37 protein-coding genes are annotated in these 23,099 nt (G+C 33.6%); 5 read left to right on the top strand and 32 right to left on the bottom strand.

The annotated features are described in order from the left end of the window. The first annotated feature begins 68 nt into the window (after nucleotides 1–68). Genes N4A42_RS10210 through N4A42_RS10195 form a run of 4 tightly spaced genes read left to right on the top strand, consistent with a single transcriptional unit; the run spans nucleotide 69 to nucleotide 2,404 of the window. Nucleotides 69–677 carry an LUD domain-containing protein gene (locus tag N4A42_RS10210; protein WP_294073587.1) on the top strand — a complete coding sequence of 203 codons (609 nt, stop codon included), beginning with the start codon at nucleotides 69–71 and terminating at the stop codon, nucleotides 675–677. Further along, a complete protein-coding gene (locus tag N4A42_RS10205; RefSeq protein ID WP_294073585.1) occupies nucleotides 677–1,498 on the top strand; it encodes a phosphatidate cytidylyltransferase in 822 nt (273 codons plus the stop codon). Before N4A42_RS10210 ends, N4A42_RS10205 begins: the two co-directional genes overlap by 1 nt. Then, nucleotides 1,488–2,141, top strand: coding sequence for a phosphatidylserine decarboxylase family protein (locus N4A42_RS10200; RefSeq protein WP_294073583.1), 654 nt, complete (start codon nucleotides 1,488–1,490; stop codon nucleotides 2,139–2,141). The genes N4A42_RS10205 and N4A42_RS10200 overlap by 11 nt, the downstream gene beginning before the upstream one ends. Beyond that, nucleotides 2,138–2,404 carry an acyl-CoA-binding protein gene (locus N4A42_RS10195; protein WP_294073581.1) on the top strand — a complete coding sequence of 89 codons (267 nt, stop codon included), beginning with the start codon at nucleotides 2,138–2,140 and terminating at the stop codon, nucleotides 2,402–2,404. Before N4A42_RS10200 ends, N4A42_RS10195 begins: the two co-directional genes overlap by 4 nt. A gap of 4 nt (nucleotides 2,405–2,408) precedes the next feature. On the opposite strand, the gene N4A42_RS10190 is transcribed toward N4A42_RS10195, so the two are convergent. Together N4A42_RS10190 and N4A42_RS10185 are read right to left on the bottom strand one after the other, a co-directional pair. After that, a complete protein-coding gene (locus N4A42_RS10190) occupies nucleotides 2,409–3,320 on the bottom strand; it encodes a dimethylarginine dimethylaminohydrolase family protein (RefSeq protein WP_294073579.1) in 912 nt (303 codons plus the stop codon). A gap of 155 nt (nucleotides 3,321–3,475) precedes the next feature. After that, complete coding sequence (locus tag N4A42_RS10185) at nucleotides 3,476–4,762, bottom strand: citrate synthase (protein ID WP_294073577.1); 1,287 nt, start codon at nucleotides 4,760–4,762, stop codon at nucleotides 3,476–3,478. Nucleotides 4,763–5,070: 308 nt separating this feature from the next. On the opposite strand from N4A42_RS10185, the gene N4A42_RS10180 reads away from it, so the two are divergent. Continuing rightward, nucleotides 5,071–5,823, top strand: a complete 753-nt coding sequence (locus N4A42_RS10180; RefSeq protein WP_294073575.1) for a DUF481 domain-containing protein — start codon at nucleotides 5,071–5,073, stop codon at nucleotides 5,821–5,823. Nucleotides 5,824–5,882: 59 nt separating this feature from the next. Here the strand turns inward: N4A42_RS10180 and eno are convergent, their stop codons facing one another. The 30 genes from eno to rplC form a co-directional block, all read right to left on the bottom strand. Next, on the bottom strand, nucleotides 5,883–7,175 hold the full coding sequence (gene eno / locus N4A42_RS10175; RefSeq protein WP_294073573.1) for a phosphopyruvate hydratase: 1,293 nt from the start codon (nucleotides 7,173–7,175) through the stop codon (nucleotides 5,883–5,885). A 151-nt stretch (nucleotides 7,176–7,326) separates the two neighbouring features. Continuing rightward, nucleotides 7,327–8,430, bottom strand: coding sequence for a glutamine-hydrolyzing carbamoyl-phosphate synthase small subunit (gene carA, locus N4A42_RS10170; RefSeq protein ID WP_294073571.1), 1,104 nt, complete (start codon nucleotides 8,428–8,430; stop codon nucleotides 7,327–7,329). Between the two features lie 211 nt (nucleotides 8,431–8,641). Beyond that, nucleotides 8,642–9,118, bottom strand: coding sequence for a 50S ribosomal protein L17 (gene rplQ, locus N4A42_RS10165; RefSeq protein WP_294073569.1), 477 nt, complete (start codon nucleotides 9,116–9,118; stop codon nucleotides 8,642–8,644). Between the two features lie 135 nt (nucleotides 9,119–9,253). After that, nucleotides 9,254–10,246 carry a DNA-directed RNA polymerase subunit alpha gene (locus N4A42_RS10160; RefSeq protein ID WP_294073567.1) on the bottom strand — a complete coding sequence of 331 codons (993 nt, stop codon included), beginning with the start codon at nucleotides 10,244–10,246 and terminating at the stop codon, nucleotides 9,254–9,256. 92 nt (nucleotides 10,247–10,338) lie between these two features. Then, nucleotides 10,339–10,944 (bottom strand): 30S ribosomal protein S4, encoded by a 606-nt coding sequence (rpsD, locus tag N4A42_RS10155; protein WP_294073565.1) that lies wholly within the window; start codon nucleotides 10,942–10,944, stop codon nucleotides 10,339–10,341. Nucleotides 10,945–11,151: 207 nt separating this feature from the next. Beyond that, a complete protein-coding gene (gene rpsK, locus N4A42_RS10150) occupies nucleotides 11,152–11,535 on the bottom strand; it encodes a 30S ribosomal protein S11 (RefSeq protein WP_294073563.1) in 384 nt (127 codons plus the stop codon). Nucleotides 11,536–11,638: 103 nt separating this feature from the next. Beyond that, nucleotides 11,639–12,013, bottom strand: a complete 375-nt coding sequence (rpsM, locus tag N4A42_RS10145) for a 30S ribosomal protein S13 (RefSeq protein ID WP_294073561.1) — start codon at nucleotides 12,011–12,013, stop codon at nucleotides 11,639–11,641. A 101-nt stretch (nucleotides 12,014–12,114) separates the two neighbouring features. Continuing rightward, a complete protein-coding gene (gene ykgO / locus N4A42_RS10140) occupies nucleotides 12,115–12,231 on the bottom strand; it encodes a type B 50S ribosomal protein L36 (RefSeq protein ID WP_008269159.1) in 117 nt (38 codons plus the stop codon). A 5-nt stretch (nucleotides 12,232–12,236) separates the two neighbouring features. Continuing rightward, a complete protein-coding gene (gene infA / locus N4A42_RS10135) occupies nucleotides 12,237–12,452 on the bottom strand; it encodes a translation initiation factor IF-1 (RefSeq protein WP_007094967.1) in 216 nt (71 codons plus the stop codon). 79 nt (nucleotides 12,453–12,531) lie between these two features. Then, nucleotides 12,532–13,899, bottom strand: a complete 1,368-nt coding sequence (gene secY / locus N4A42_RS10130; protein WP_294073555.1) for a preprotein translocase subunit SecY — start codon at nucleotides 13,897–13,899, stop codon at nucleotides 12,532–12,534. 11 nt (nucleotides 13,900–13,910) lie between these two features. Beyond that, nucleotides 13,911–14,363 (bottom strand): 50S ribosomal protein L15, encoded by a 453-nt coding sequence (rplO, locus tag N4A42_RS10125; protein ID WP_294073554.1) that lies wholly within the window; start codon nucleotides 14,361–14,363, stop codon nucleotides 13,911–13,913. Nucleotides 14,364–14,379: 16 nt separating this feature from the next. Beyond that, complete coding sequence (gene rpmD, locus N4A42_RS10120; protein WP_114300031.1) at nucleotides 14,380–14,559, bottom strand: 50S ribosomal protein L30; 180 nt, start codon at nucleotides 14,557–14,559, stop codon at nucleotides 14,380–14,382. A gap of 88 nt (nucleotides 14,560–14,647) precedes the next feature. After that, complete coding sequence (gene rpsE / locus N4A42_RS10115) at nucleotides 14,648–15,172, bottom strand: 30S ribosomal protein S5 (protein ID WP_294073551.1); 525 nt, start codon at nucleotides 15,170–15,172, stop codon at nucleotides 14,648–14,650. A gap of 6 nt (nucleotides 15,173–15,178) precedes the next feature. After that, on the bottom strand, nucleotides 15,179–15,535 hold the full coding sequence (rplR, locus tag N4A42_RS10110) for a 50S ribosomal protein L18 (RefSeq protein WP_294073549.1): 357 nt from the start codon (nucleotides 15,533–15,535) through the stop codon (nucleotides 15,179–15,181). A 10-nt stretch (nucleotides 15,536–15,545) separates the two neighbouring features. Then, on the bottom strand, nucleotides 15,546–16,088 hold the full coding sequence (gene rplF, locus N4A42_RS10105) for a 50S ribosomal protein L6 (protein ID WP_294073547.1): 543 nt from the start codon (nucleotides 16,086–16,088) through the stop codon (nucleotides 15,546–15,548). Nucleotides 16,089–16,100: 12 nt separating this feature from the next. Beyond that, nucleotides 16,101–16,499, bottom strand: coding sequence for a 30S ribosomal protein S8 (gene rpsH / locus N4A42_RS10100; protein ID WP_294073545.1), 399 nt, complete (start codon nucleotides 16,497–16,499; stop codon nucleotides 16,101–16,103). A 101-nt stretch (nucleotides 16,500–16,600) separates the two neighbouring features. Next, on the bottom strand, nucleotides 16,601–16,870 hold the full coding sequence (rpsN, locus tag N4A42_RS10095) for a 30S ribosomal protein S14 (protein WP_076620346.1): 270 nt from the start codon (nucleotides 16,868–16,870) through the stop codon (nucleotides 16,601–16,603). A gap of 2 nt (nucleotides 16,871–16,872) precedes the next feature. Then, the gene (rplE, locus tag N4A42_RS10090; RefSeq protein WP_294073542.1) at nucleotides 16,873–17,424 is read right to left on the bottom strand and encodes a 50S ribosomal protein L5; all 552 of its coding nucleotides are present in this window, start codon (nucleotides 17,422–17,424) and stop codon (nucleotides 16,873–16,875) included. A 2-nt stretch (nucleotides 17,425–17,426) separates the two neighbouring features. After that, nucleotides 17,427–17,738: a 50S ribosomal protein L24 gene (gene rplX / locus N4A42_RS10085; RefSeq protein WP_294073540.1), complete on the bottom strand. Its 312-nt coding sequence runs from the start codon at nucleotides 17,736–17,738 to the stop codon at nucleotides 17,427–17,429. A 13-nt stretch (nucleotides 17,739–17,751) separates the two neighbouring features. After that, nucleotides 17,752–18,120, bottom strand: coding sequence for a 50S ribosomal protein L14 (gene rplN / locus N4A42_RS10080; protein WP_294073538.1), 369 nt, complete (start codon nucleotides 18,118–18,120; stop codon nucleotides 17,752–17,754). 2 nt (nucleotides 18,121–18,122) lie between these two features. Continuing rightward, complete coding sequence (gene rpsQ / locus N4A42_RS10075) at nucleotides 18,123–18,380, bottom strand: 30S ribosomal protein S17 (RefSeq protein WP_294073536.1); 258 nt, start codon at nucleotides 18,378–18,380, stop codon at nucleotides 18,123–18,125. A gap of 17 nt (nucleotides 18,381–18,397) precedes the next feature. Next, nucleotides 18,398–18,589 (bottom strand): 50S ribosomal protein L29, encoded by a 192-nt coding sequence (gene rpmC / locus N4A42_RS10070; protein ID WP_294073534.1) that lies wholly within the window; start codon nucleotides 18,587–18,589, stop codon nucleotides 18,398–18,400. A gap of 12 nt (nucleotides 18,590–18,601) precedes the next feature. Then, on the bottom strand, nucleotides 18,602–19,021 hold the full coding sequence (gene rplP, locus N4A42_RS10065; protein ID WP_294073532.1) for a 50S ribosomal protein L16: 420 nt from the start codon (nucleotides 19,019–19,021) through the stop codon (nucleotides 18,602–18,604). Nucleotides 19,022–19,041: 20 nt separating this feature from the next. Further along, the gene (gene rpsC, locus N4A42_RS10060; RefSeq protein ID WP_278006376.1) at nucleotides 19,042–19,755 is read right to left on the bottom strand and encodes a 30S ribosomal protein S3; all 714 of its coding nucleotides are present in this window, start codon (nucleotides 19,753–19,755) and stop codon (nucleotides 19,042–19,044) included. Nucleotides 19,756–19,764: 9 nt separating this feature from the next. Then, nucleotides 19,765–20,172 carry a 50S ribosomal protein L22 gene (gene rplV / locus N4A42_RS10055; RefSeq protein WP_294073528.1) on the bottom strand — a complete coding sequence of 136 codons (408 nt, stop codon included), beginning with the start codon at nucleotides 20,170–20,172 and terminating at the stop codon, nucleotides 19,765–19,767. A 5-nt stretch (nucleotides 20,173–20,177) separates the two neighbouring features. Then, nucleotides 20,178–20,456 carry a 30S ribosomal protein S19 gene (gene rpsS / locus N4A42_RS10050; RefSeq protein ID WP_008269180.1) on the bottom strand — a complete coding sequence of 93 codons (279 nt, stop codon included), beginning with the start codon at nucleotides 20,454–20,456 and terminating at the stop codon, nucleotides 20,178–20,180. A 10-nt stretch (nucleotides 20,457–20,466) separates the two neighbouring features. After that, complete coding sequence (gene rplB / locus N4A42_RS10045; RefSeq protein WP_294073525.1) at nucleotides 20,467–21,294, bottom strand: 50S ribosomal protein L2; 828 nt, start codon at nucleotides 21,292–21,294, stop codon at nucleotides 20,467–20,469. A 10-nt stretch (nucleotides 21,295–21,304) separates the two neighbouring features. Continuing rightward, the gene (gene rplW, locus N4A42_RS10040) at nucleotides 21,305–21,595 is read right to left on the bottom strand and encodes a 50S ribosomal protein L23 (protein ID WP_294073523.1); all 291 of its coding nucleotides are present in this window, start codon (nucleotides 21,593–21,595) and stop codon (nucleotides 21,305–21,307) included. 7 nt (nucleotides 21,596–21,602) lie between these two features. Beyond that, nucleotides 21,603–22,232, bottom strand: a complete 630-nt coding sequence (gene rplD, locus N4A42_RS10035; protein WP_294073521.1) for a 50S ribosomal protein L4 — start codon at nucleotides 22,230–22,232, stop codon at nucleotides 21,603–21,605. Beyond that, complete coding sequence (gene rplC / locus N4A42_RS10030) at nucleotides 22,232–22,849, bottom strand: 50S ribosomal protein L3 (RefSeq protein ID WP_294073519.1); 618 nt, start codon at nucleotides 22,847–22,849, stop codon at nucleotides 22,232–22,234. Before rplC ends, rplD begins: the two co-directional genes overlap by 1 nt. Nucleotides 22,850–23,099: the final 250 nt, after the last annotated feature.

Raw genomic sequence — 23,099 nt, 5'->3', positions numbered from 1 at the left:
TAAATGTTAATTTAAGTTTTTTTATATTTGAGAAATTCACTAACGCCAGGATTAATAGCAGCAATTGAATGAGCTTATTTCGTAAACTCTTCGGGAAAAAATCTGACAAGTCCGAAGAACAAATACCAAATCAAGAACGTGGCAAATATATGCCAGAGGTAAAGTTGCCTGCTGATGAACGCTTTACAATAAACTTTAAGACCAATGGTGGGAAATTTTTGTATTGCGAAAATATGGCTGAAGTTAAAGAATGTTTCAATGCTATTTTAGATGAAAACCAATGGCATAATGACAAAGTTTTTGTGATTGACGAGCGTTTACTAGACTTATTTAAGGATTTTGAGCTTAATAGTACAACAAACATCTCTGAGAGTAAATTCTTTTTATCTACCTGTGAATATCTTATTTCTGACGATGGTTCGCTATTAATTTCATCTAACCAAATTGCAGAAAAAAAGCTTAAAGAACTACCAGAGCATTTTATTATTTACGCTACCACAAGTCAATTTGCAGAAAATATTGGTGAAGGCTTAAAAGGTATAAAAGCCAAGAGCAAATCCAAAATCCCAACCAACATCACAACCATAAAGCACTTTAAAACTGCTGACGATAAAGATTTTCTCACTTACGGAAGTAGTGCTAAAAACCTCTATCTACTTCTATTAGAAGATTTATAATGAAAGAATTATCTATAAGAGCTATCTCTGGAGTTGTATATGTGCTATTACTTATTGGTTCACTATACTTACAAAATACATTTACAGCTTTATTAGTTGTTTTTGGTATTTTAAGTTTGATGGAGCTTACTAAACTAATCAACCTTAAGTCTTATGCACAATATGTTATATTCGTTATTCTTTTTGGTGCATTTTGGTATTTGAATATCTGGAGTAATAACATACCTGGAAATGATGAAGCCATTCAAATCTTATTAGTTATTACCATATTTGTAAATCTTATTCTTATAAAAGATTTATTTACTACAAATAAAATTCCGTTGTTTAGCTCTAAACGCTTTATAGTAACTACTTTTTATTTAACAAGTGGTTTCATTTTTATGTTACTCATTGCCAATTATCAAAACGAGTTTACTCCACTGTTGCTATTAGGAGGATTTATATTAATTTGGGTAAATGATAGCGCTGCGTATGTAGTAGGTAAAAACTTAGGAAAACAAAAATTGTTTCCACGTATATCACCTAAAAAAACTGTAGAAGGCTTTTTAGGCGGTTTATTTTTTGCTTGCGTGTCTAGTTATTTTATTGCTGCCTATACAGAAACCTTAGGATCTACTAGCTGGTTAGTTATGGCTATAATAGTTAGTGTCTTAGGCACTTTAGGTGATTTAATAGAATCTAAATTTAAACGCCAAGCTGGCGTTAAAGACAGTGGAAATGTAATGCCTGGACACGGAGGTTTATTAGACAGGCTAGATAGTATTATCTTTGCTGCACCATTTATGTATTTATTTTTAAGAGTTTTAAGTTATGTTTCATAAAGAAGGTCATAAAATCATATTTATAACATTAGTAATTGTAGTGGGTTCGTTTTTTTTAATCGACGAATTTATTATCAACGAATGGATTAGAAAAGGGCTAATGATTACTATCCTTATTTTCTTTATTCTTATTCTTCAGTTTTTTAGAAACCCTAAACGCCATACACACGCAAATGAAAAACATGCTTTATCACCAGTTGATGGTAAAGTTGTTGTTATAGAAGAAGTAATGGAAAATGAAGTTTTTAAAGATAAACGTATTCAGGTATCTGTATTTATGTCGCCTATAAATGTACATGTAACACGCTATCCAATTAGCGGAAAAATTAGCTTTAGTAAATACCATCCAGGAAAATACCTTGTAGCTTGGCATCCTAAAGCCAGTGAAGAAAATGAGCGCACAACTATAGTAGTAGAAAATGAAAGTTTTGGTAAAGTACTATACCGACAAATTGCAGGTGCATTGGCTAAACGCATTGTAAACTACGCTAAAGTAAATGCAACAGCACAACAAGGTGCTGATGCTGGTTTTATAAAATTTGGATCTAGAGTAGATTTATTTTTACCTTTAGATGCCGACATTAAGGTAGAACTCAACCAAAAAGTTAGAGGTGGTGAGAGCATTATTGCAGAAATGAAATGACTTCAGAAGAACTACATATAGAATTTGAAGATGCTGTAAAGCGTATTAATGCGTATACTGAACCATTTCCTGCAGATTTTTTACTTCGTCTATATGCTTACTACAAAAAGGCCACAAACGATTACGGAAGACCTAACAGTAGTAAACCGATAATTAATGCCTTTAAAACTAATGCGCTTTTTCAGGTACAAAATATTAGCCAAGACGAAGCTAAAGCGGAATATATAAAGCTAGTTAACAATTACTTTTTATATAGAAAATAAATAATCAGTCTCTAACCAAAGGCATTGTAGAGCAACGTAGCAACCCTTCTTGTTTAGCAATCTCTGAATAAGGCACTTCTTCAACGGTAAAGCCTTTTTCTCTTAACCAAGTATTTAGTCTGGTAAAGTTCTTTTCAGAAATAATAACATCTTCAGAAATAGAAAATATATTACTATTCATATTATACATTTCATCCTTAGTAATTTCAAAAACATTCTCTTTACCAAAAAAATCAATCAACCATTGGTATTCACTTTCTACTAAAAATCCGTTTTTATGAATAATGGCTTTGTCTTTTCCTATAGGCTGAAAGCAACAATCTAAATGCAACGCATTTTCCTTTGGATCTGTGTTAGATTTTCTAAGCTCAAAGGATTTTACCTTTTTTTGAGGGAACAACGCTTTAATAGCTTCTACTGCTGCGCTGTTTGTACGTGCTGTAATATAATCTGAATAATCTTCACCTGTATATGTACCAATAAAAATATAATCGTTCCATGGCATAACGTCTCCTCCTTCTACATGGCACTCTTCTGGCAACTTTATTTTCTTAGACTCATCTAAGCTTTCCCAAATATATTCTGTAGCTTCTATCTCTCGGTCACGATCTGGCAGAATGTTAGCTATTATTATTTTGTCTTCGATTACAAAAGAAATATCTCTAGCAAAAATTTGATTATAATCTTTAATCACTTCTGGCCTATAAACTTTTACATCATACTTTTCTAAAACTTTAGCCACAGCATCCATTTCTTTTACCATATCTGCTTCTAAAGGATAGGTACCTGCTAATACATGCTGACGACTTTTAGGATCGTAACAGTCTTCTGATTTTGGTGTTGGTCCATTGCTTTCAGCAGTTCCTAAAATAACTGCTCTAAGACGAGAGGTTTCGTTTTGTATATTTAATTTCATCTATTTAAACGTTTTCAAGAACTATAGGCTCTACTATTTAATGATTTCTTGGAATAATGATCTTAGTTTATCTAGTCCAGATTATGGGTTTTCATAGTTATAAATACAAAAAGCTTCATAAGTTTTATGAAGCTTTTTATATAAATAATAAAAAATTATCGTTGGTCAATAGACTTAAAAGGTCTGTAAGTTTCACCTGTGTATAATTGTCTTGGTCTACCAATTGGTTCATTACGCATACGCATTTCTCTCCATTGTGCAATCCAACCTGGTAAACGGCCTAAGGCAAACATTACAGTAAACATCTCTACAGGTATTCCCATAGCTCTGTAAATAATACCAGAATAAAAATCTACATTAGGATATAACTTTCTATCTACAAAATACTGATCTTCTAAGGCTTCTTTTTCTAATCCTTTTGCAATATCTAAAATTGGATCTTCTACTCCTAAATCTCCTAATACTTCGTCAGCAGCTTTTTTAATAATACGTGCTCTTGGATCAAAGTTTTTATAAACACGGTGACCGAAGCCCATTAAACGGAACGGATCGTTTTTATCTTTGGCTTTAGCCATATATTTTTTAGTATCTCCACCATCTTCTTTAATAGCTTCTAACATTTCTAATACAGCTTGGTTAGCTCCACCATGTAATGGTCCCCAAAGTGCTGAGATACCAGATGCTAACGACACAAATAAACCTGCATGAGAAGAACCTGCAATTCTTACTGTTGAAGCAGAACAGTTTTGCTCATGATCTGCATGAAGAATTAATAACTTATCTAATGCATTAACCAAAATTGAGTTTTGCTCGTACTCACTATTTGGGCTCTTAAACATCATTTTAAGAACGTTTTCTACATAACCTAGGTTTTTATCACCATAATCTAATGGTAATCCTTGCTTTTTACGCATTGTCCAAGCTACAAGAATTGGGAATTTAGCCAAAATTCTAACAATAGCATTATACATAGCCTCTTCTGAATTAACATCTACAGAAGATGGATAAAACGCTGTTAATGCACTTGTTAACGAAGACAAAACACCCATAGGATGTGCTGTTTTAGGAAAAGCGTCTAAAATCTTCTTAATGTCATCATCTACAACAGACTTTTCCTTAATATCATCTTCAAACTTATTTAATTGCTCTTGAGTTGGTAATTCACCAAAAATTAACAAGTAAGCCACTTCTAAGAAGTCAGCTTTCTCTGCCAACTCTTCAATAGAATAACCTCTATACCTTAAAACACCTTTTTCACCATCTAAAAATGTAATTGCACTCTCGCAACTTCCTGTATTTTTATAACCAGGATCTATAGTAATTACTCCTCCTGTTGCTCCTCTTAAGGTTTTAATATCTATAGCAACTTCATTTTCTGTTCCTACTTTTAGAGGCAATTCATATCTCTCACCATTGATTTCTAAGGTAGCTTTTTCTGACATATTTTTTACTTGTTTTTTGTGAATTTATAAGGATTGCTAATTTACAAAATATCAAACGATTTCGAAAACTGATTTATGACCTATTTATTAATATCTAGTTACATTTTAGGAAATAGAAATTAGAGCGCTTTGCTATTAGCATATACTCAATAAACAGAACAATTATCTGCTAAAAAAACAAAGTATACAATCTAGTTAAAAATCTTATAGAAGTTAGTTGTTACTTTTGTAAGGATAATTATTATTGTAAAATACTAGATTGATAGCTTTTTTATCATTTTTAATATTACGTTGTAAAATAGTCCATTATGAACTGGCTTAAGTTTATCCTTTTTTTTATCAGTACTTCTTGCTTTGCACAAGTCATTAATGTTGAGTCTTTACGAAAACCTAGTGACACTACAAAATGGACAGGTTCTGTTAGCCTAGATGTATCACTTATAAGAAATACTAATGACATCTTTAGAATTAAAAACAAGGCTCATATTCAATACGACAATAGCACTAACTTTTGGTTATTTGTAAATGATATTAACCTTCAGAAAATAGAAGACAACTCATTAGTTAATAGAGGAACACAACATATACGATATAACAGAAAAATTTCTAACAGCATTAAATGGGAAGCGTTTGCACAAGGACAATACGATGCTATTTCAGAAATTGGTTTTAGAGGTTTAATCGGAACTGGTCCTCGTTTTAAATTAACCAATAATGATAACTACAAGTTTTATCTAGGTTCTCTTATTATGTATGAGTATGAAAAAGCATCTAGCTCTATTCCAGATCGTACACAAAAAGATATTAGAGGAAGTGCTTATTTGTCTTTTAGTATTTACCCTACAGAAACCTTAAGCGTTATAAGTACTAGTTACTATCAACCTAAGATTGATACTTTTTCTGATTACCGCTTTTCGAGCAATACCTCTCTTCTATTTAAAATTTATAAGAATTTGGCGTTTAAGACCAACTTTAATTTTTTTCATGATGAATTTCCTGTGAGCTCGTCTGTGTCAAAAACACAGTTTGAGCTTACTAATGGGTTACTCTATACTTTTTAAACGAAAAAAACCTATTCAAATTAATGAATAGGTTTTCTCTAATTCTATATTTATAACTATTATTTTACTTTAAAAGCTTTTTCTTGTGGAAAATAAGCCACATCACCAAGTTCTTCTTCGATACGTAATAATTGATTGTATTTTGCCATTCTATCAGAACGCGACGCTGAACCAGTTTTAATTTGTCCTGTATTTAATGCTACAGCCAAATCTGCAATAGTATTATCTTCTGTTTCTCCAGATCTGTGAGACATTACAGATGTATAACCTGCATTATGTGCCATATTAACTGCAGAGATGGTTTCTGTTAAAGTACCTATTTGGTTTACTTTTATTAAGATAGAATTAGCAATTCCGTTTTCAATTCCACGAGATAAACGCTCTACATTAGTTACAAATAAATCATCACCAACAAGCTGTACACTATCGCCAATTTTATCTGTAAGCAGCTTCCATCCATCCCAATCATTTTCATCCATACCGTCTTCTATCGAAACAATAGGGTATTTTTCACAAAGTGAAGCTAAATACGCTGCTTGTTCTTCAGAAGTTCTTACTTGCCCTGAATCACCTTCAAATTTTGTATAATCGTATTTACCATCTACAAAGAATTCTGCTGCAGCACAATCTAAAGCAATCTTTACATCATCACCAAAGGTATAACCTGCTTTTTCTACAGCTAGTTTTATAGAATCTAAAGCATCTTCTGTTCCGCCTTCAAGGTTTGGTGCAAATCCGCCTTCATCACCAACAGCTGTACTTAATCCTCTATCATGTAATACTTTTTTAAGATTATGGAAAATCTCAGTACCCATCTGCATAGCATGTGTAAAATCTTTTGCTTTTACAGGCATAATCATAAATTCCTGAAATGCTATTGGTGCATCACTGTGCGAACCTCCATTGATGATATTCATCATTGGTAAAGGCAATGTATTAGCTGATACGCCACCAACATATCTATACAAAGACATTCCTAATTCATTAGCTGCTGCTTTTGCTACGGCTAATGACACTCCTAAAATAGCATTAGCTCCTAATTTAGATTTATTTTTTGTACCATCTAAATCTATCATTAGTTGATCTATAGCGTTTTGCTCAAATACAGATACACCTAATAACTCTTGAGCAATTACAGCATTAACATTTTCTACCGCTTTTAAAACTCCTTTTCCCATATAGGTATCACCACCATCTCTTAACTCTACAGCTTCATGTTCTCCAGTAGATGCGCCTGATGGCACAGCAGCTCTTCCCATTATACCACTTTCTGTGATTACATCAACTTCCACAGTTGGGTTACCTCTAGAGTCTAAAATTTGTCTTGCGTGTACATTAATTATAATGCTCATTTCTTTATATTTTTAATGTTGATTTATTTCAAAATTACGAAAATATGAACCGTTAAACAGAACAAAAATCATAATTGCGATTAATATTTACTATAATGTTTTCGAAACTAAAAAAACGCAACAAATCCTTGATTTTGTTGCGTTTTTTGTATTAATTATTTTTTATGTTTTCTATAAACTGATCGAATAGATAAACCGAATCATTTGGCCCTGGACTTGCTTCTGGATGGTATTGTACTGAAAAGCAATTTTTATCTTTAATCTTAATTCCAGCTACAGTATTATCATTTAAATGTAAATGTGTAATTTCAACATTTTCATTAGCTTCAGTTTCTTCTCTATTGATAGCAAACCCATGGTTTTGAGAAGTAATTTCACCTCTACCTGTAATTAAATTCTTTACAGGATGGTTAATACCTCTATGTCCATTATGCATTTTATAAGTTGAAATTCCGTTGGCTAATGCAATAACTTGGTGTCCTAAACAAATACCAAATAATGGTTTATTTCTAGCTATAATTTCCTTAGCAACAGCTTGTGCTTCTACTAATGGTTCTGGATCACCAGGACCGTTAGATAAGAAATAACCATCTGGATTAAATGCTTCTAAATCTTCAAACTTAGAGTTGTACGGAAATACTTTAATATAAGCATCGCGTTGTGCCAGGTTTCTAAGGATGTTCTTTTTAATACCTATGTCTAGAGCGGCAATCTTGTATGTTGCATTTTCGTCTCCAAAATAATAAGGCTCTTTAGTAGAAACTTTAGAGGCTAACTCTAAACCTTCCATCTTTGGTTGTTCTGCTAATTGCTTTTTAAGACTATCTATGTTATCAACCTCTGTAGAAATTACAGCATTCATAGCTCCATGGTCTCTAATATAGCTTACCAATGCTCTTGTGTCTACATCTGCAATAGCTAATGTATTGTGCTTTTCAAAAAAATCTTCTAGAGATCTATCTGCTGCTGGTCTTGAGTAATCAAAACTGAAATTTTTACAAATCAATCCAGCTATTTTAATGTCATCAGATTCTACTTCATCATCTTTAGTACCATAGTTACCAATGTGTGCATTTGTTGTAACCATTAACTGGCCATAATAAGAAGGGTCTGTAAAGATTTCTTGATAACCTGTTGTACCTGTGTTAAAACATACTTCACCAAACGCTGTACCTTCTTTTCCTATAGATTTACCATGGAAGATGGTGCCATCTGCTAATAATATAAGTGCTTTTTTTCTTTGTTTGTATTTCATTTACAATATGTATTGAGTTTCCTAAGTTCTCAGGAATATATGGTTTTGCAAAATTCCAAAAAAAAAGGATAAACTTAAAAAGTCTATCCTCAATATTTATTAATCGTTATTAACACTCGATAATCGAGATTTGTTTAATACGAAAACAGTCTTTAGTTTGTTAAATAAATTGAACATTAATTGTATTCGCTTTATTAACATTCTAGACAATTTATTCTTCTTCGTTAGTAGCTTTAGTTTCAACTGGTGGAACAGCTGTAGTGCTCTTCTTACCACCTCTTCTACTTCTACGTGTAGATTTTTTAGCTACTTTACCAGCATTGTAAAGCTCGTTGTAATCTACTAATTCTATCATTGCCATATCAGCGTTATCACCTAATCGGTTTCCTAACTTAATGATACGTGTATAACCACCTGGTCGATCACCAACTTTAGCGGCTACATCTCTAAACAATTCAGATACGGCTTCTTTTTGTCTTAATTTAGACATTACTACTCTTCTGTTGTGAGTTGTATCTTCTTTAGATTTTGTAATTAAAGGCTCTACAAATTGTTTTAAAGCTTTAGCCTTAGCTGTTGTAGTGTTAATACGCTTATGCTCTATTAAAGAACATGCCATATTAGCTAACATAGCTTTTCTGTGGGCTGATTTTCTACCTAAATGGTTGAATTTTTTTCCGTGTCTCATGACTTTTGTTTTATCATCTTGCTACCAAACTCTTTATTCGAGGAGCAAAATATGATTATTATTAATTTACGAATTAAGATTTACGATTTATGAAGTAGCACAATTGTACTTCATAAATCGCAATTCAAAAATTCTTTAGTCTTTATCTAATTTATATTTGCTTAAATCCATTCCGAAATTAAGACCTTTAACGTTTACTAATTCTTCTAGCTCAGTTAAAGACTTCTTACCAAAGTTTCTGAATTTCATTAAATCATTTTTATTGAATGATACTAAATCTCCTAAAGTATCTACTTCTGCAGCTTTTAAACAATTTAACGCACGTACAGAAAGATCCATATCAACTAATTTAGTTTTTAATAGTTGTCTCATGTGAAGTGATTCTTCATCATAAGTTTCAGTCTGTGCAATTTCATCAGCTTCTAAAGTGATACGCTCATCTGAGAATAACATGAAGTGGTGAATTAATATTTTAGCTGCTTCTGTTAAAGCATCTTTTGGATGGATAGAACCATCAGTTAGTATTTCGAAAACTAATTTTTCGTAATCCGTCTTTTGCTCAACACGGAAGTTTTCAATACTATACTTTACATTCTTAATAGGTGTGTAAATAGAATCTGTAAAGATAGTTCCCATTGGTGCAGAAGCTTTTTTATTTTCTTCAGCTGGTACATAACCTCTACCTTTTTCTATTGTTATTTCCATATTGATGTTTACTTTAGGATCTAAGTTACAGATTACTAAATCTGTGTTTAACACTTGAAATCCTGAGATAAACTTTTGAAAATCACCTGCAGTAATTTGGTCTTGTCCTGAAATAGAAATTGTAACTGTTTCGTTATCTACTTCATCAATCTGACGCTTAAAGTTAACTTGCTTTAAGTTTAAGATCATTTCAGTAACGTCCTCAACTACACCAGAAATTGTAGAAAACTCATGATCTACACCTTCTATTCTAACAGAAGTGATTGCGAAACCTTCTAAAGAAGATAATAATACACGTCTTAATGCATTACCTACTGTTAATCCGTATCCTGGTTCTAAAGGTCTGAATTCAAACTTACCTTCAAAATCAGTAGAATCAATCATGATTACTTTGTCTGGTTTCTGAAAATTTAATATTGCCATTGTTCTTCGTTTTAATTGTTATTTAGTTGCGCGGTTTATAGGTTTGAAGAAGACCATAAACCCTTTGGCTAAATACCAATGTGATTAATTTATTATTTAGAATACAATTCGACGATGAACTGCTCGTTGATTTGCTCTGGAATTTGGATTCTTGCAGGAACAGATACATAAGTACCTTCCATAGTATCATTATTCCAAGTGATCCATTCGTAAACATTGCTAGAATTAGTCAATGAATTTTGAATAGCCTCTAATGATTTAGATTTTTCTCTTACACCTACAACATCACCAGCTTTTAATTGGTAAGAAGGGATATTTACTTTTTTACCATTAACTGTAATGTGTCTGTGAGATACTAATTGTCTTGCGGCACTTCTAGTTGGAGCTACACCCATTCTGAAAACTACGTTATCTAAACGCGATTCACATAATTGTAATAACACTTCACCTGTAATACCTTGAGCTGCAGTTGCTCTTTTAAACATGTTTCTGAATTGACGCTCTAAAATACCATAAGTATATTTAGCTTTTTGCTTCTCCATTAATTGGATTGCATATTCAGATTTTTTTCCACGTCTTCTATTGTTCCCATGTTGACCTGGAGGGTAATTTCTTTTTTCGAAGGCTTTATCATCTCCGAAGATAGCTTGTCCGAATTTACGAGCTATTTTAGTTTTAGGACCAGTATATCTTGCCATTTTAATTTAATTTTGAGAGTGATTATAAAATTAAGGTCTTAAACTTATCCTTCTACAATCGTTTGTCTCTCGTTGATACTTGTTTGATTTTTTTCAGTTTGCAAATTTACGTATAAAAAAATTAATATCAACCGTTTAGTTCGATTGATATTAATTTATTCATGTAAAACTGTAATAATGAGATCCTGAATCTAGTTCAGGATAAAATTATACACGACGTCTCTTTGGTGGACGACAACCGTTATGCGGCATTGGAGTAACATCTATGATTTCTGATACTTCTATACCAGCATTATGTATAGATCTAATAGCAGATTCTCTACCATTACCAGGACCTTTTACATAAACCTTTACTTTCTTTAAACCAGCTTCTTTAGCTACACCTGCAGCATCCTCAGCAGCTAACTGAGCAGCGTAAGGAGTGTTCTTTTTTGAGCCTCTAAAGCCCATCTTACCTGCTGATGACCAAGAAATAACGTCACCTTTTTTATTTGTTAAAGAGATGATGATGTTATTAAAAGATGCAGTGATGTGTGCTTCTCCTATTGCATCAACAATTACTTTACGTTTTTTTGAACTTGACTTTGCCATATTTTTTAGTTTCTAGTGTTAGCTTTTAGTTGTTAGAATCCTAAACCTTCCGATTTCGAACAGATTCATCTAACGTCCAATTACTAATGACTAATGTCTGTTATTATTTAGTTACTTTTTTCTTGTTAGCAACTGTTTTTCTTCTACCTTTTCTTGTACGAGAGTTATTCTTAGTACGTTGTCCTCTTAATGGAAGACCAGCTCTGTGGCGAATACCTCTGTAACATCCTATATCCATTAAACGCTTAATGTTTAATTGAGTTTCAGAACGTAACTCACCTTCGATCTTAAATGTACCAACAGCTTCACGGATAGCTCCGATTTCATCGTCAGTCCAATCTTGTACTTTAGTGCTTTCGTCAACTTTAGCAGTTTCTAAAATTTCCTTTGCTCTACTTCTACCTATACCATAGATATAAGTTAAGGATATTACTCCTCTTTTTTGTTTTGGTATGTCTACACCTGCAATTCTTGCCATATTAATTTAGTGTTTAGTGTTAGCGTTTAGTTGTTAGAATCCTAAACCTTTCGATTTCGAACAGATTCATCTAACTACTAATTACTAATGACTTTTTCTTTTTATCCTTGTCTTTGTTTGAATCTAGGATTCTTTTTGTTAATTACGTAAAGTCTTCCTTTACGACGTACTAATTTACAATCAGCACTTCTCTTTTTAACTGATGCTCTTACTTTCATCTTACTTAGTATCTATAAGTTATACGAGCCTTAGTTAAATCGTAAGGACTCATTTCTAATTTTACTTTGTCACCTGGTAAAAGCTTAATGTAATGCATACGCATTTTACCAGAAATGTGTGCTGTCACTATGTGACCATTTTCTAATTCTACACGAAACATAGCATTAGATAATGCTTCTATAATTGTTCCGTCTTGTTCTATTGCTGCTTGCTTTGCCATAAATTATTTTTAGTGTTCAATCCTCAATTAGCAAATACCTTGCCTTTTTTATACCGAACTTTCTAAATTGGTTTTATAATTATGCGGTAACAGTTTTTCTGTTTTTACCGGTTTTCATCAAGCCATCATAATGCTTATTTAATAAATAAGAATTAATCTGCTGCATGGTATCTATAGCTACACCAACCATAATTAATAGTGATGTTCCACCAAAGAATAATGCCCAACCTTGTTGTACGCCTGCAAATTGAAATACAAAAGCAGGGAAGATTGCTACTAAAGCCAAGAATATAGATCCAGGTAAAGTAATCTGTGACATAATCTTATCTAAATACTCTGCAGTTTCAGTACCTGGTCTAATACCTGGAATAAATCCTCCACTTCGTTTTAAATCATCTGCCATTTTATTGGTTGGTACTGTAATCGCTGTATAGAAATATGTAAATACAATAATCAATAATGCAAATACTAAGTTATACCAAAACCCAAATAAATTATTACCGAATTCTGCTTGTAACCATTGACCTGTATCTGTACCCTCTAAAAACGATGCTTGCCCAATTAATCCTGGCACAAACATAATTGCTTGAGCAAAGATAATTGGCATTACACCAGATGCATTTAACTTTAATGGTAAGAATTGGCGAGAACCAAATACATTCTTTTCATATCCTCCAGAAGCTGTTCTTCTTGCGTATTGAACTGCAACTTTACGAACAGCCATTACTAAGAATACAGATCCTAATATAATTAAGAACCAAATTACCATTTCTATTAATATCATCATAAAACCACCATTACCACCTTCTAATCTTGAAGCTGCATTTTGAACAAATGACTGAGGTAAAGTAGCTATAATACCTACCATAATTAATAATGAAATACCATTACCAATACCTTTATCGGTGATCTTTTCACCTAACCACATTGCAAAGACACAACCTGTTACTAATATAACTACTGATGAAAAGTAAAAGATACTTTCAGAAAAATTAGGCACTAGTAAAGCACTCATTGATTGTGCACCTGATAACGCAGGGACACTTGCTAGGTAACCTGGCGCCTGAACCAAACAGATACCAATAGTTAACCAACGCGTAATTTGAGTAATCTTCTTTTGTCCGCTAGCACCTTCTTTCTGTAACTTTTGCAAATAAGGAATAGCAATACCCATTAACTGAACAACAATAGAAGCAGAAATATAAGGCATAATACCTAATGCAAATACAGATGCATTAGCAAATGCACCACCTGTAAAAGCGTTTAGTAAACCTAAAATTCCACCATCGACTCCAGACTGTAAACCACCTAATCTATCAATATCAATTCCTGGTAGCACAACTTGAGCTCCAAAACGATACACTAACAATAAACCTAAGGTTAGAACAATTCTATCCTTAAGTTCAGTGATTTTCCAGACGTTTTTTAATGTTTCTATTATTTTCATATTAATAAGTCTTATAAAGTTACAGCTTCACCACCAGCAGCTTCAATTGCAGCTTTTGCTGTAGCAGTAAATTTATGAGCAGTTACTGTTAATTTTGTTTTTAATTCACCTCTACCTAAGATCTTAACTAAATCATTTTTTCCAGCTTTACCTAATGATACAAGTGTTTCAAAATCTACAGTATCTTTGATCTTATCCTCGTCAACTAACTGTTGTAATGTATCTAAGTTTACACCTTGATACTCTACTCTATTAATGTTAGTAAATCCAAACTTAGGAACACGTCTTTGTAAAGGCATTTGTCCACCTTCAAATCCTAATTTCTTAGAATATCCAGAACGAGACTTAGCACCTTTGTGTCCTCTTGTCGCTGTACCACCTTTACCAGATCCTTGACCACGACCAACACGTTTCCCTTGATTTTTAACTGAACCTTTAGCAGGTTTTAAATTACTTAAATCCATTTTTAAGTGTATATTTTTAAGCTTCTTCTACAGAAACTAAATGTTCAACTTTCTTTACCATACCAAGGATATTTGGTGTGGCATCGTGCTCTACTACTTGACCAATCTTTTTTAATCCTAAAGCCTCTAATGTTAGCTTTTGTCTTTTAGTACGATTGATTGCACTTTTTACTTTAGTTACTTTAATCTTTGCCATTTTATGCTAGTATTAAGTATATAGTATCAAGTATTTAGCATTTATTGTATTATACAACAACTAATTACTTTGTACTTCATACTATGTTTTATCCTTTAAATACTTTTTCAAGTGAAATTCCGCGCTCTCTTGCTATAGCGTTAGCATCTCTTAATTGTAATAAAGCATCAAAAGTTGCTTTTACTACGTTATGAGGGTTAGAAGATCCTTGAGATTTTGATAATACATCATGTACACCAACAGCTTCAAGTACTGTTCTAACGGCACCACCAGCAATAACTCCTGTACCAGGTGCAGCAGGTATAATGTTTACTCTAGCACCACCATACTTACCTTTTTGTTCGTGTGGTAATGTTCCTTTTACGATAGGAATTTTCACTAAGTTTTTCTTAGCATCTTCTACAGCTTTTGCAATTGCAGTAGCTACATCTTTAGATTTACCTAATCCATGACCAACAACTCCTGCTTCGTCACCTACAACAACAATAGCAGAAAAACCAAATGCTCTACCACCTTTTGTTACTTTAGTTACACGCTGTACACCAACTAAGCGATCTTTTAATTCTAATCCGCCTGGTTTTACTAATTCTGCGTTTTTATATTTTTGATACATAATGTCTTAAAATTTAAGTCCTGCTTCTCTAGCACCTTCTGCTAATGATTTTACTCTTCCGTGATATAAGTAACCACCTCTATCAAAAGAAATAGTTTCAATACCAGCTTTCATAGCTTTTTCTGCAACAGTTTTACCAACTAAAGCAGCAACCTCGGTTTTATTACCTTTAGACTTTGCTATATCTTTATCTCTAGAAGATGCAGCAGCTATAGTTTTACCAGTTACATCATTTACGACCTGAGCATAAATTTCTTTATTACTTCTAAAAACAGTTAATCTTGGTCTTGCTTCAGTACCAGATACTACCTTACGGATTCTGTTTTTTATTCTTAATCTTCTTTCGTTCTTTGTCAATGCCATAACTTAATTATTAAGCTGATTTACCTGCTTTTCTTCTAATTTCTTCACCTACAAACTTAATACCTTTTCCTTTGTAAGGTTCTGGCTTACGGAAACCACGAATTTTTGCAGCTACCTGACCAACTAATTGTTTGTCGTGAGATGTTAATTTAACGATTGGATTCTTACCTTTTTCAGATATTGTCTCAACTTTTACTTCTGGAGCAATATCCATAACGATGTTGTGAGAAAAACCGATGGCTAAATCTAATTTCTGTCCTTGATTTGATGCTCTATAACCTACACCTACTAATTCTAATTCTTTAGTAAATCCTTTAGAAACACCTTCTATCATGTTAGCAATTAACGCTCTATAAAGACCGTGTTTTGCTCTTTGATCTTTTCTTTCAGAAGAACGTGATACTGTTATAATACCTTCTTCTTCTTTAATTTCAACTGCTGAATACGCTTGAGATAATTCACCTAATTTACCTTTTACAGTAACTACGTTATCTTTTATCTCTACTGTTACACCTTCAGGAATTGCGATTGGGCTTTTACCTATTCTTGACATAATTTCCTGTTTTTAATAAACGTAACATAATACCTCTCCACCAACATTTTCTCTTTGCGCTTGTTTACCTGTCATCACTCCGTGAGATGTAGAAACAATTGCAATACCTAAACCGTTTAAGATTCTTGGCATTTCGTTAGCACCAGCATATTTACGTAAACCTGGTTTACTGATTCTTTGAATTTTTTTGATAACTGACTCTTTTGTGTCTTTGTTATATTTCAAAGCGATTTTAATCATACCTTGAACTGAAGAGTCATCAAACTTATAACTTAAAATATATCCTTGATCGAATAAGATTTTAGTTATCTCTTTTTTTAAGTTAGAAGCAGGAATCTCAACCACTCTGTGGTTAGCTTTCACAGCATTTCTAACTCGCGTTAAATAATCCGCTATTGGATCTGTGTACATAGTTTAAAATTTTGGAAAATGGTTTTCGATCTATCCGAACCTAAATTCCGATTATACAATAATTATATTGTTAATAGTACAGAAGCTAATTCGCTTCCTTATTACCAACTTGCTTTTTTCACACCAGGAATTAACCCTTTGTTAGCCATTTCTCTAAACATTACACGAGAAATACCAAATTGTCTCATATAACCTTTTGGTCTTCCTGTAAGTTTACAACGGTTATGCATACGTATTGGTGATGCATTTTTTGGTAACTTTTGTAATGCTTCGTAATCTCCTGCTTCTTTTAAAGCTTTTCTTTTCTCAGCATATTTAGCAACCGTTTTAGCACGCTTCACCTCACGAGCTTTCATTGATTCTTTAGCCATAATTAATTCTTTTTAAATGGTAATCCTAGTTCTTTTAATAATGACTTTGCTTCTTTATCTGTTTCAGCAGAAGTCACAAATGTGATATCCATACCAGAGATCTTATTGATTTTATCAATGTTAATTTCTGGAAAAATGATTTGTTCTGTAACACCTAAGTTATAGTTTCCACGACCATCAAAGCCATTAGCTTTAATGCCGTTAAAATCTCTTACTCGTGGTAAAGCAGAAGTAACTAATCTATCTAAGAACTCATACATTTGCTCACCTCTTAAAGTTACTTTGGCACCAATTGGCATACCTTTACGTAACTTAAAAGATGCAACATCTTTCTTAGATATAGTAGCTACAGCTTTCTGTCCAGATATTTTAGTTAATTCCTCAACAGCGTGATCAATTAATTTCTTATCTGCAACAGCAGCACCAACACCTCTAGATATAACTATCTTTTTAAGCTTAGGTACTTGCATTACATTCTTATATCCAAATTCTTCTGTAAGAGCAGAAACAATTTTGTCCTTATACTCTTGTTTTAATCTTGCAACGTAAGCCATAATTAAATTACTTCATTAGATTTTTTAGAAAATCTCACTTTATTATCGCCATCCATTCTATAACCTACTCTTGTAGTTTCGCCCTTGCTTGTTAATAAAGACAAGTTTGAAATATGAATTGATGCTTCTTTTTCTACAATTCCACCTTGAGGATTTTGCGCACTTGGTTTAGTGTGTTTCTTAACCATGTTTACACCTTCTACGATGGCTTTGTTTTTTTCCTTTAATACTTTAAGCACTTTACCTTCTGATCCTTTATGGTCTCCAGCAATTACTCTTACTGTATCTCCTGATTTTATTTTAAGCTTTGTCATCTTACTTAATCAATTAAAGCACCTCTGGTGCTAATGATACAATTTTCATGAATTGTTTATCACGAAGTTCTCTAGCTACAGGACCAAAAACACGAGTTCCTCTCATCTCGCCTGCAGGATTTAATAGTACACATGCGTTGTCATCAAATCTAATGTAAGAACCATCTGGGCGTCTTACTTCTTTTGCTGTACGTACAACAACAGCAGTAGAAACTGCTTTTTTCTTAACACTTCCGTTAGGAGTAGCATCTTTTACAGAAACTACTATCTTATCTCCAACAGAAGCATATCTTCTTTTTGTACCACCTAGAACACGAATTACTAAAACTTCTTTAGCACCAGTGTTATCTGCTACTTTTAATCTTGATTCTTGTTGTACCATAATTACTTCGCTCTTTCAATTATTTCTACTAATCTCCAACTCTTAGATTTACTCATAGGTCTAGTTTCCATGATCTTTACAGTATCTCCTTCGTTGCAGTCGTTTGTTTCATCGTGTGCGACATATTTTTTTGTCTTTAACACGAACTTTCCATACATAGGGTGCTTTACTTTTTTAACCTCTGAAACAACAATAGATTTCTCCATTTTGTTACTAGTTACTATCCCTATACGTTCTTTTCTTAAATTTCTTTTTTCCATCTTTCAGCAGAATACAATTATTGTCCGTCTCTTTTAGTTAATTCTGTCGCAACTCTTGCTACTGCACGACGAGCGTGACGTAACTGAATTGGATTGTCTAAAGGAGATATTGCGTGAGCCATTTTTAGGTCTGCATAACTCTTTTTAGTCTCACTAAGTTTTTCTTGTAACTCAGCTGTTGAAAGCTGTTTAATTTCTGATTGCTTCATAATACTCTTTTATTAAGCTTCGTAATCTCTAGCTATGATAAACTTAGTTTTTACCGGAAGTTTTTGTGCTGCTAAACGTAAAGCTTCTTGAGCTACGTCTAATGGTACACCACTTACTTCAAATAATACGCGTCCTGGTTTTACAACAGCTGCCCAATATTCTACAGCACCTTTACCTTTACCCATACGTACTTCAAGAGGTTTCTTTGTAATAGGCTTGTCTGGAAATATTTTAATCCATAACGATCCTTCTCTCTTCATGTAACGAGTAGCGGCAATACGAGCTGCTTCTATTTGGCGAGCATTTATAAAAGACGAGTCTAATGATTTAATACCAAAAGTACCATTTGATAACAAATGACCTCTTCCGGCATTTCCTTTCATACGACCTTTTTGCTGCTTACGAAATTTTGTTCTTTTAGGCTGTAACATTTTTTCTTTTCTTTAAAAAATTACTTTCTACGACGTTGATTTTTGTTTCCACCACGTCCACCTTTTCCTTTTTGCTTAGAAAGACCTACTAATGGAGAAAGTTCTCTTTTTCCATATACTTCACCTTTCATAATCCACACTTTCACACCTAATCTACCATAAGTAGTATGTGATTCTACTAAAGCATAATCTATATCTGCTCTAAATGTAGATAACGGAATTCGTCCTTCTTTGTAGTGCTCAGATCGTGCCATTTCAGCACCATTTAAACGACCACTAATTTGAACTTTAATTCCTTCAGCGTTCATACGCATTGCTGCAGCGATAGCCATTTTAATTGCACGTCTGTAAGAAATTCTACTTTCAATTTGACGAGCAATACTTGCTGCAACTAAATGTGCATCTAGTTCAGGTCTTTTAATTTCAAAGATGTTCAATTGAACTTCTTTACCTGTAATTTTCTTAAGCTCTTCTTTTAGCTTGTCTACCTCTTGACCACCTTTACCGATAATAATACCAGGTCTAGCAGTAGTGATAGTAACGGTTACAAGTTTAAGCGTACGCTCAATAATTACTCTACTTACACTAGCTTTAGATAAACGAGCATGGATATACTTACGGATTTTATCATCCTCTGCAAGTTTGTCTCCATAATCATTCCCTCCATACCAGTTAGATTCCCATCCTCTGATAATTCCTAAGCGATTTCCGATTGGATTTGTCTTTTGTCCCATATCTCTATCTTAGCTTTGTGTTTTATTTAATGAATCTATAACCACTGTAACGTGATTAGATCTTTTTCTAATTCTATGTGCTCTACCTTGAGGTGCTGGGCGTAAACGCTTTAACATTGTTCCACCATCGACTCTAATCTCTTTAATAAATAGATTAGCTTCCTCAACATCAGCATCCTCATTTTTAGCTTGCCAGTTTGCAATTGCAGACATCACTAACTTCTCTAAACGACGAGAAGCTTCTTTAGGGCTAAATCTAAGAATCTGAAGAGCTTTCTCAGCCTTTTCCCCTCTTACTAAATCTGCTACTAAGCGCATTTTTCTTGGAGATGTAGGACAGTTATTTAGCTTAGCAAAAGCAACTTGCTTTTTCTCAGCCTTAATAGCTTCCGCCATTTGTTTTTTACGACTTCCCATGATTCTTATTTTTTACCTTTATTTTTAGCACCTGCATGACCTCTAAAAGATCTTGTTGGTGAAAATTCTCCTAATTTATGACCTACCATGTTTTCTGTAACATATACAGGAACAAATTGACGACCATTATGAACTGCGATTGTTTGACCAACAAAATCTGGAGAAATCATTGATGCTCTAGACCAAGTTTTAATTACCGTCTTTTTGTTTGAAGCTACATTTTCTGCAACTTTCTTCTCTAATTTATAATGGATATAAGGTCCTTTTTTTAATGAACGTGCCATACTATCTTAATTATTTCTTTCTACGTTCTACAATATACTTGTTACTCGCTTTCGTCTTAGAACGCGTTCTATAACCCTTAGCAGGAATACCGTTTCTAGATCTTGGGTGACCTCCGGCAGATTTACCTTCACCACCACCCATTGGATGATCAACTGGATTCATTACTACTGGTCTTGTACGTGGACGTCTTCCTAACCATCTACTTCTACCCGCTTTACCAGATACAATTAACTGATGATCTGAATTAGAAACAACTCCTATTGTAGCCATACACGTTACCAATACCATTCTTGTTTCACCAGACGGCAATTTAACAGTAGCAAACTTACCATCTCTTGCCATTAACTGAGCAAATGCACCAGCACTACGCGCCATAACAGCACCTTGACCTGGACGTAACTCTATACAAGAAATGATAGTACCTAGAGGTATTTCACTTAATGGCATTGCATTTCCAATCTCTGGAGCAATACCTTTCTCACCAGACACAATTTTTTGACCTACTTCTAAACCATTTTGAGCGATGACATATCTTTTCTCACCATCTTGATAGTTTAATAGCGCAATAAATGCTGTTCTGTTTGGATCATATTCAATCGTTTTAACTTCTGCTGGAATTCCAGTTTTGTTACGTTTAAAATCGATAATACGATACTTCTTCTTATGACCACCACCTTTGTAGCGCATGGTCATTTTTCCTTGACTGTTTCTACCACCAGTTCTTTTTTTCGGAGCAAGTAAGCTTTTCTCCGGCTTGTCAGTAGTAATGGCGTCAAATCCATTAACCACTCTAAAACGCTGAGCTGATGTGATCGGTTTTAATTTTCTAACTGACATTTTCGTCTAATTACATGTTAGCGTATAAATCTATTGTCTCACCTTCCGCCAGTTGTACAATTGCCTTTTTAACAGCATTTGTTTTACCATGTTGAATACCCGTTTTGGTATAACGTGTTCTTCTATCTGGACGGACATTTATAGTACGAACTTTTTCTACAGAAACACCATAAGCAGCCTCAACCGCTTTTTTGATTTCTACCTTGTTCGCCTTTGTGCTCACTTCAAACGCATACGCGTTAAGCACCTCGCTTTGCATAGTTGCTTTCTCTGTGATAATCGGTTTAATTAAGATACTCATCTGTGTTCTATTTACTTAAGTTCGATTCAATTCCTTCTAGTGCACCTTCTAAAAGAACCACTTTATTAGCGTTCATTATTTTATAAGTGCTTAATTCTGAACTTGTTACAACTTCAGAACCTTTCAAATTGCGCGACGACAAATATACATTATTATTAGCATCACCCAATACAAATAGAGACTTTTTGTTATCTATCTCTAATGCTTTCAAAACATTAACGAAATTTTTTGTCTTTGGCGCATCAAAGTTAAAATCCTCTAACACAACAATTGACTTATCGTTTGCTTTAATACTTAATGCAGATTTACGGGCTAATCGCTTTACGTTTTTATTTAACTTAAAACCGTAATTTCTTGGTCTTGGACCAAACATACGACCACCACCTTTAAATACACCAGACTTAATAGAACCTGCACGCGCAGTACCTGTTCCTTTTTGCTTTTTAATCTTACGTGTACTTCCAGTAATCTCTGCTCTTTCTTTTGCCTTATGCGTTCCCTGTCTCTGATTTGCTAAGTATTGCTTAACATCTAAATAGACAGCATGATTATTAGGCTCAATAGCGAATACGTCTTTAGAAAGCTCAGCTGTTCTTCCCGTATCTTTTCCGTTTATATCTAAAACTGCTACCTTCATTACTTCTCAATAATTACATAAGAATTTTTGTGACCAGGAACACACCCTTTAACCACTAGTAAGTTCTTTTCAGGAACTACTTTATAAACTCTTAAATTTTGAACTTTAACTGTGTCACCACCCATTCTTCCGGCCATTTTCATTCCTTTAAATACTCTCGCAGGATATGAAGCCGCACCAATAGAACCTGGAGCTCTTAAACGGTTGTGTTGACCATGCGTTGCTTGACCTACACCACCGAAACCATGACGCTTAACCACACCTTGAAAACCTTTACCCTTAGAAGTTCCTGAAATATCCACGAACTCACCTTCTGTAAATTGCTCTACCGTGATTGCATCACCTAATTTGTACTCCGCATCAAAACCTTTAAATTCTACGACTTTGCGTTTTACAGAAGTACCCGCTTTTTTAGCATGCCCTAAGGCAGCTTTAGTAGCGCTCTTTTCTGTCGCGTCATCGAAACCTAATTGAAGCGCACTATAACCATCCACTTCTTCAGTTCTGACTTGGGTAACGATACATGGGCCTGCTTCAATGACAGTACATGGAATATTCTTTCCATTTTCATCAAAGATGCTGGTCATACCGATTTTTTTTCCAATTAACCCAGACATATTTATTTATTATTAATTATTATTCTCTATTTACAATTCAAGGCTGAAAAATACGTTTTCAGCCTTGAATTGTATTTTTCTACCGTTTTTCCCGCGACCGCATCGGTGGGACATGTTCTTCTTAGCATACCGCTAAGAGCGTGCAAATATAGGAATTAATTATTCATTTACAACATGTTATTTGTTGTTTTTTTATTGAAATTTAATTCACGATAGATATACATTACTCAAAAGATGGTACATCGCATAT

Source organism: Winogradskyella sp. (assembly GCF_025210595.1).
Lineage (GTDB): Bacteria > Bacteroidota > Bacteroidia > Flavobacteriales > Flavobacteriaceae > Winogradskyella.
The sequence above is the reverse complement of the archived record's forward strand: the minus strand, read 5'-3'. Positions and strand labels throughout refer to the sequence as shown.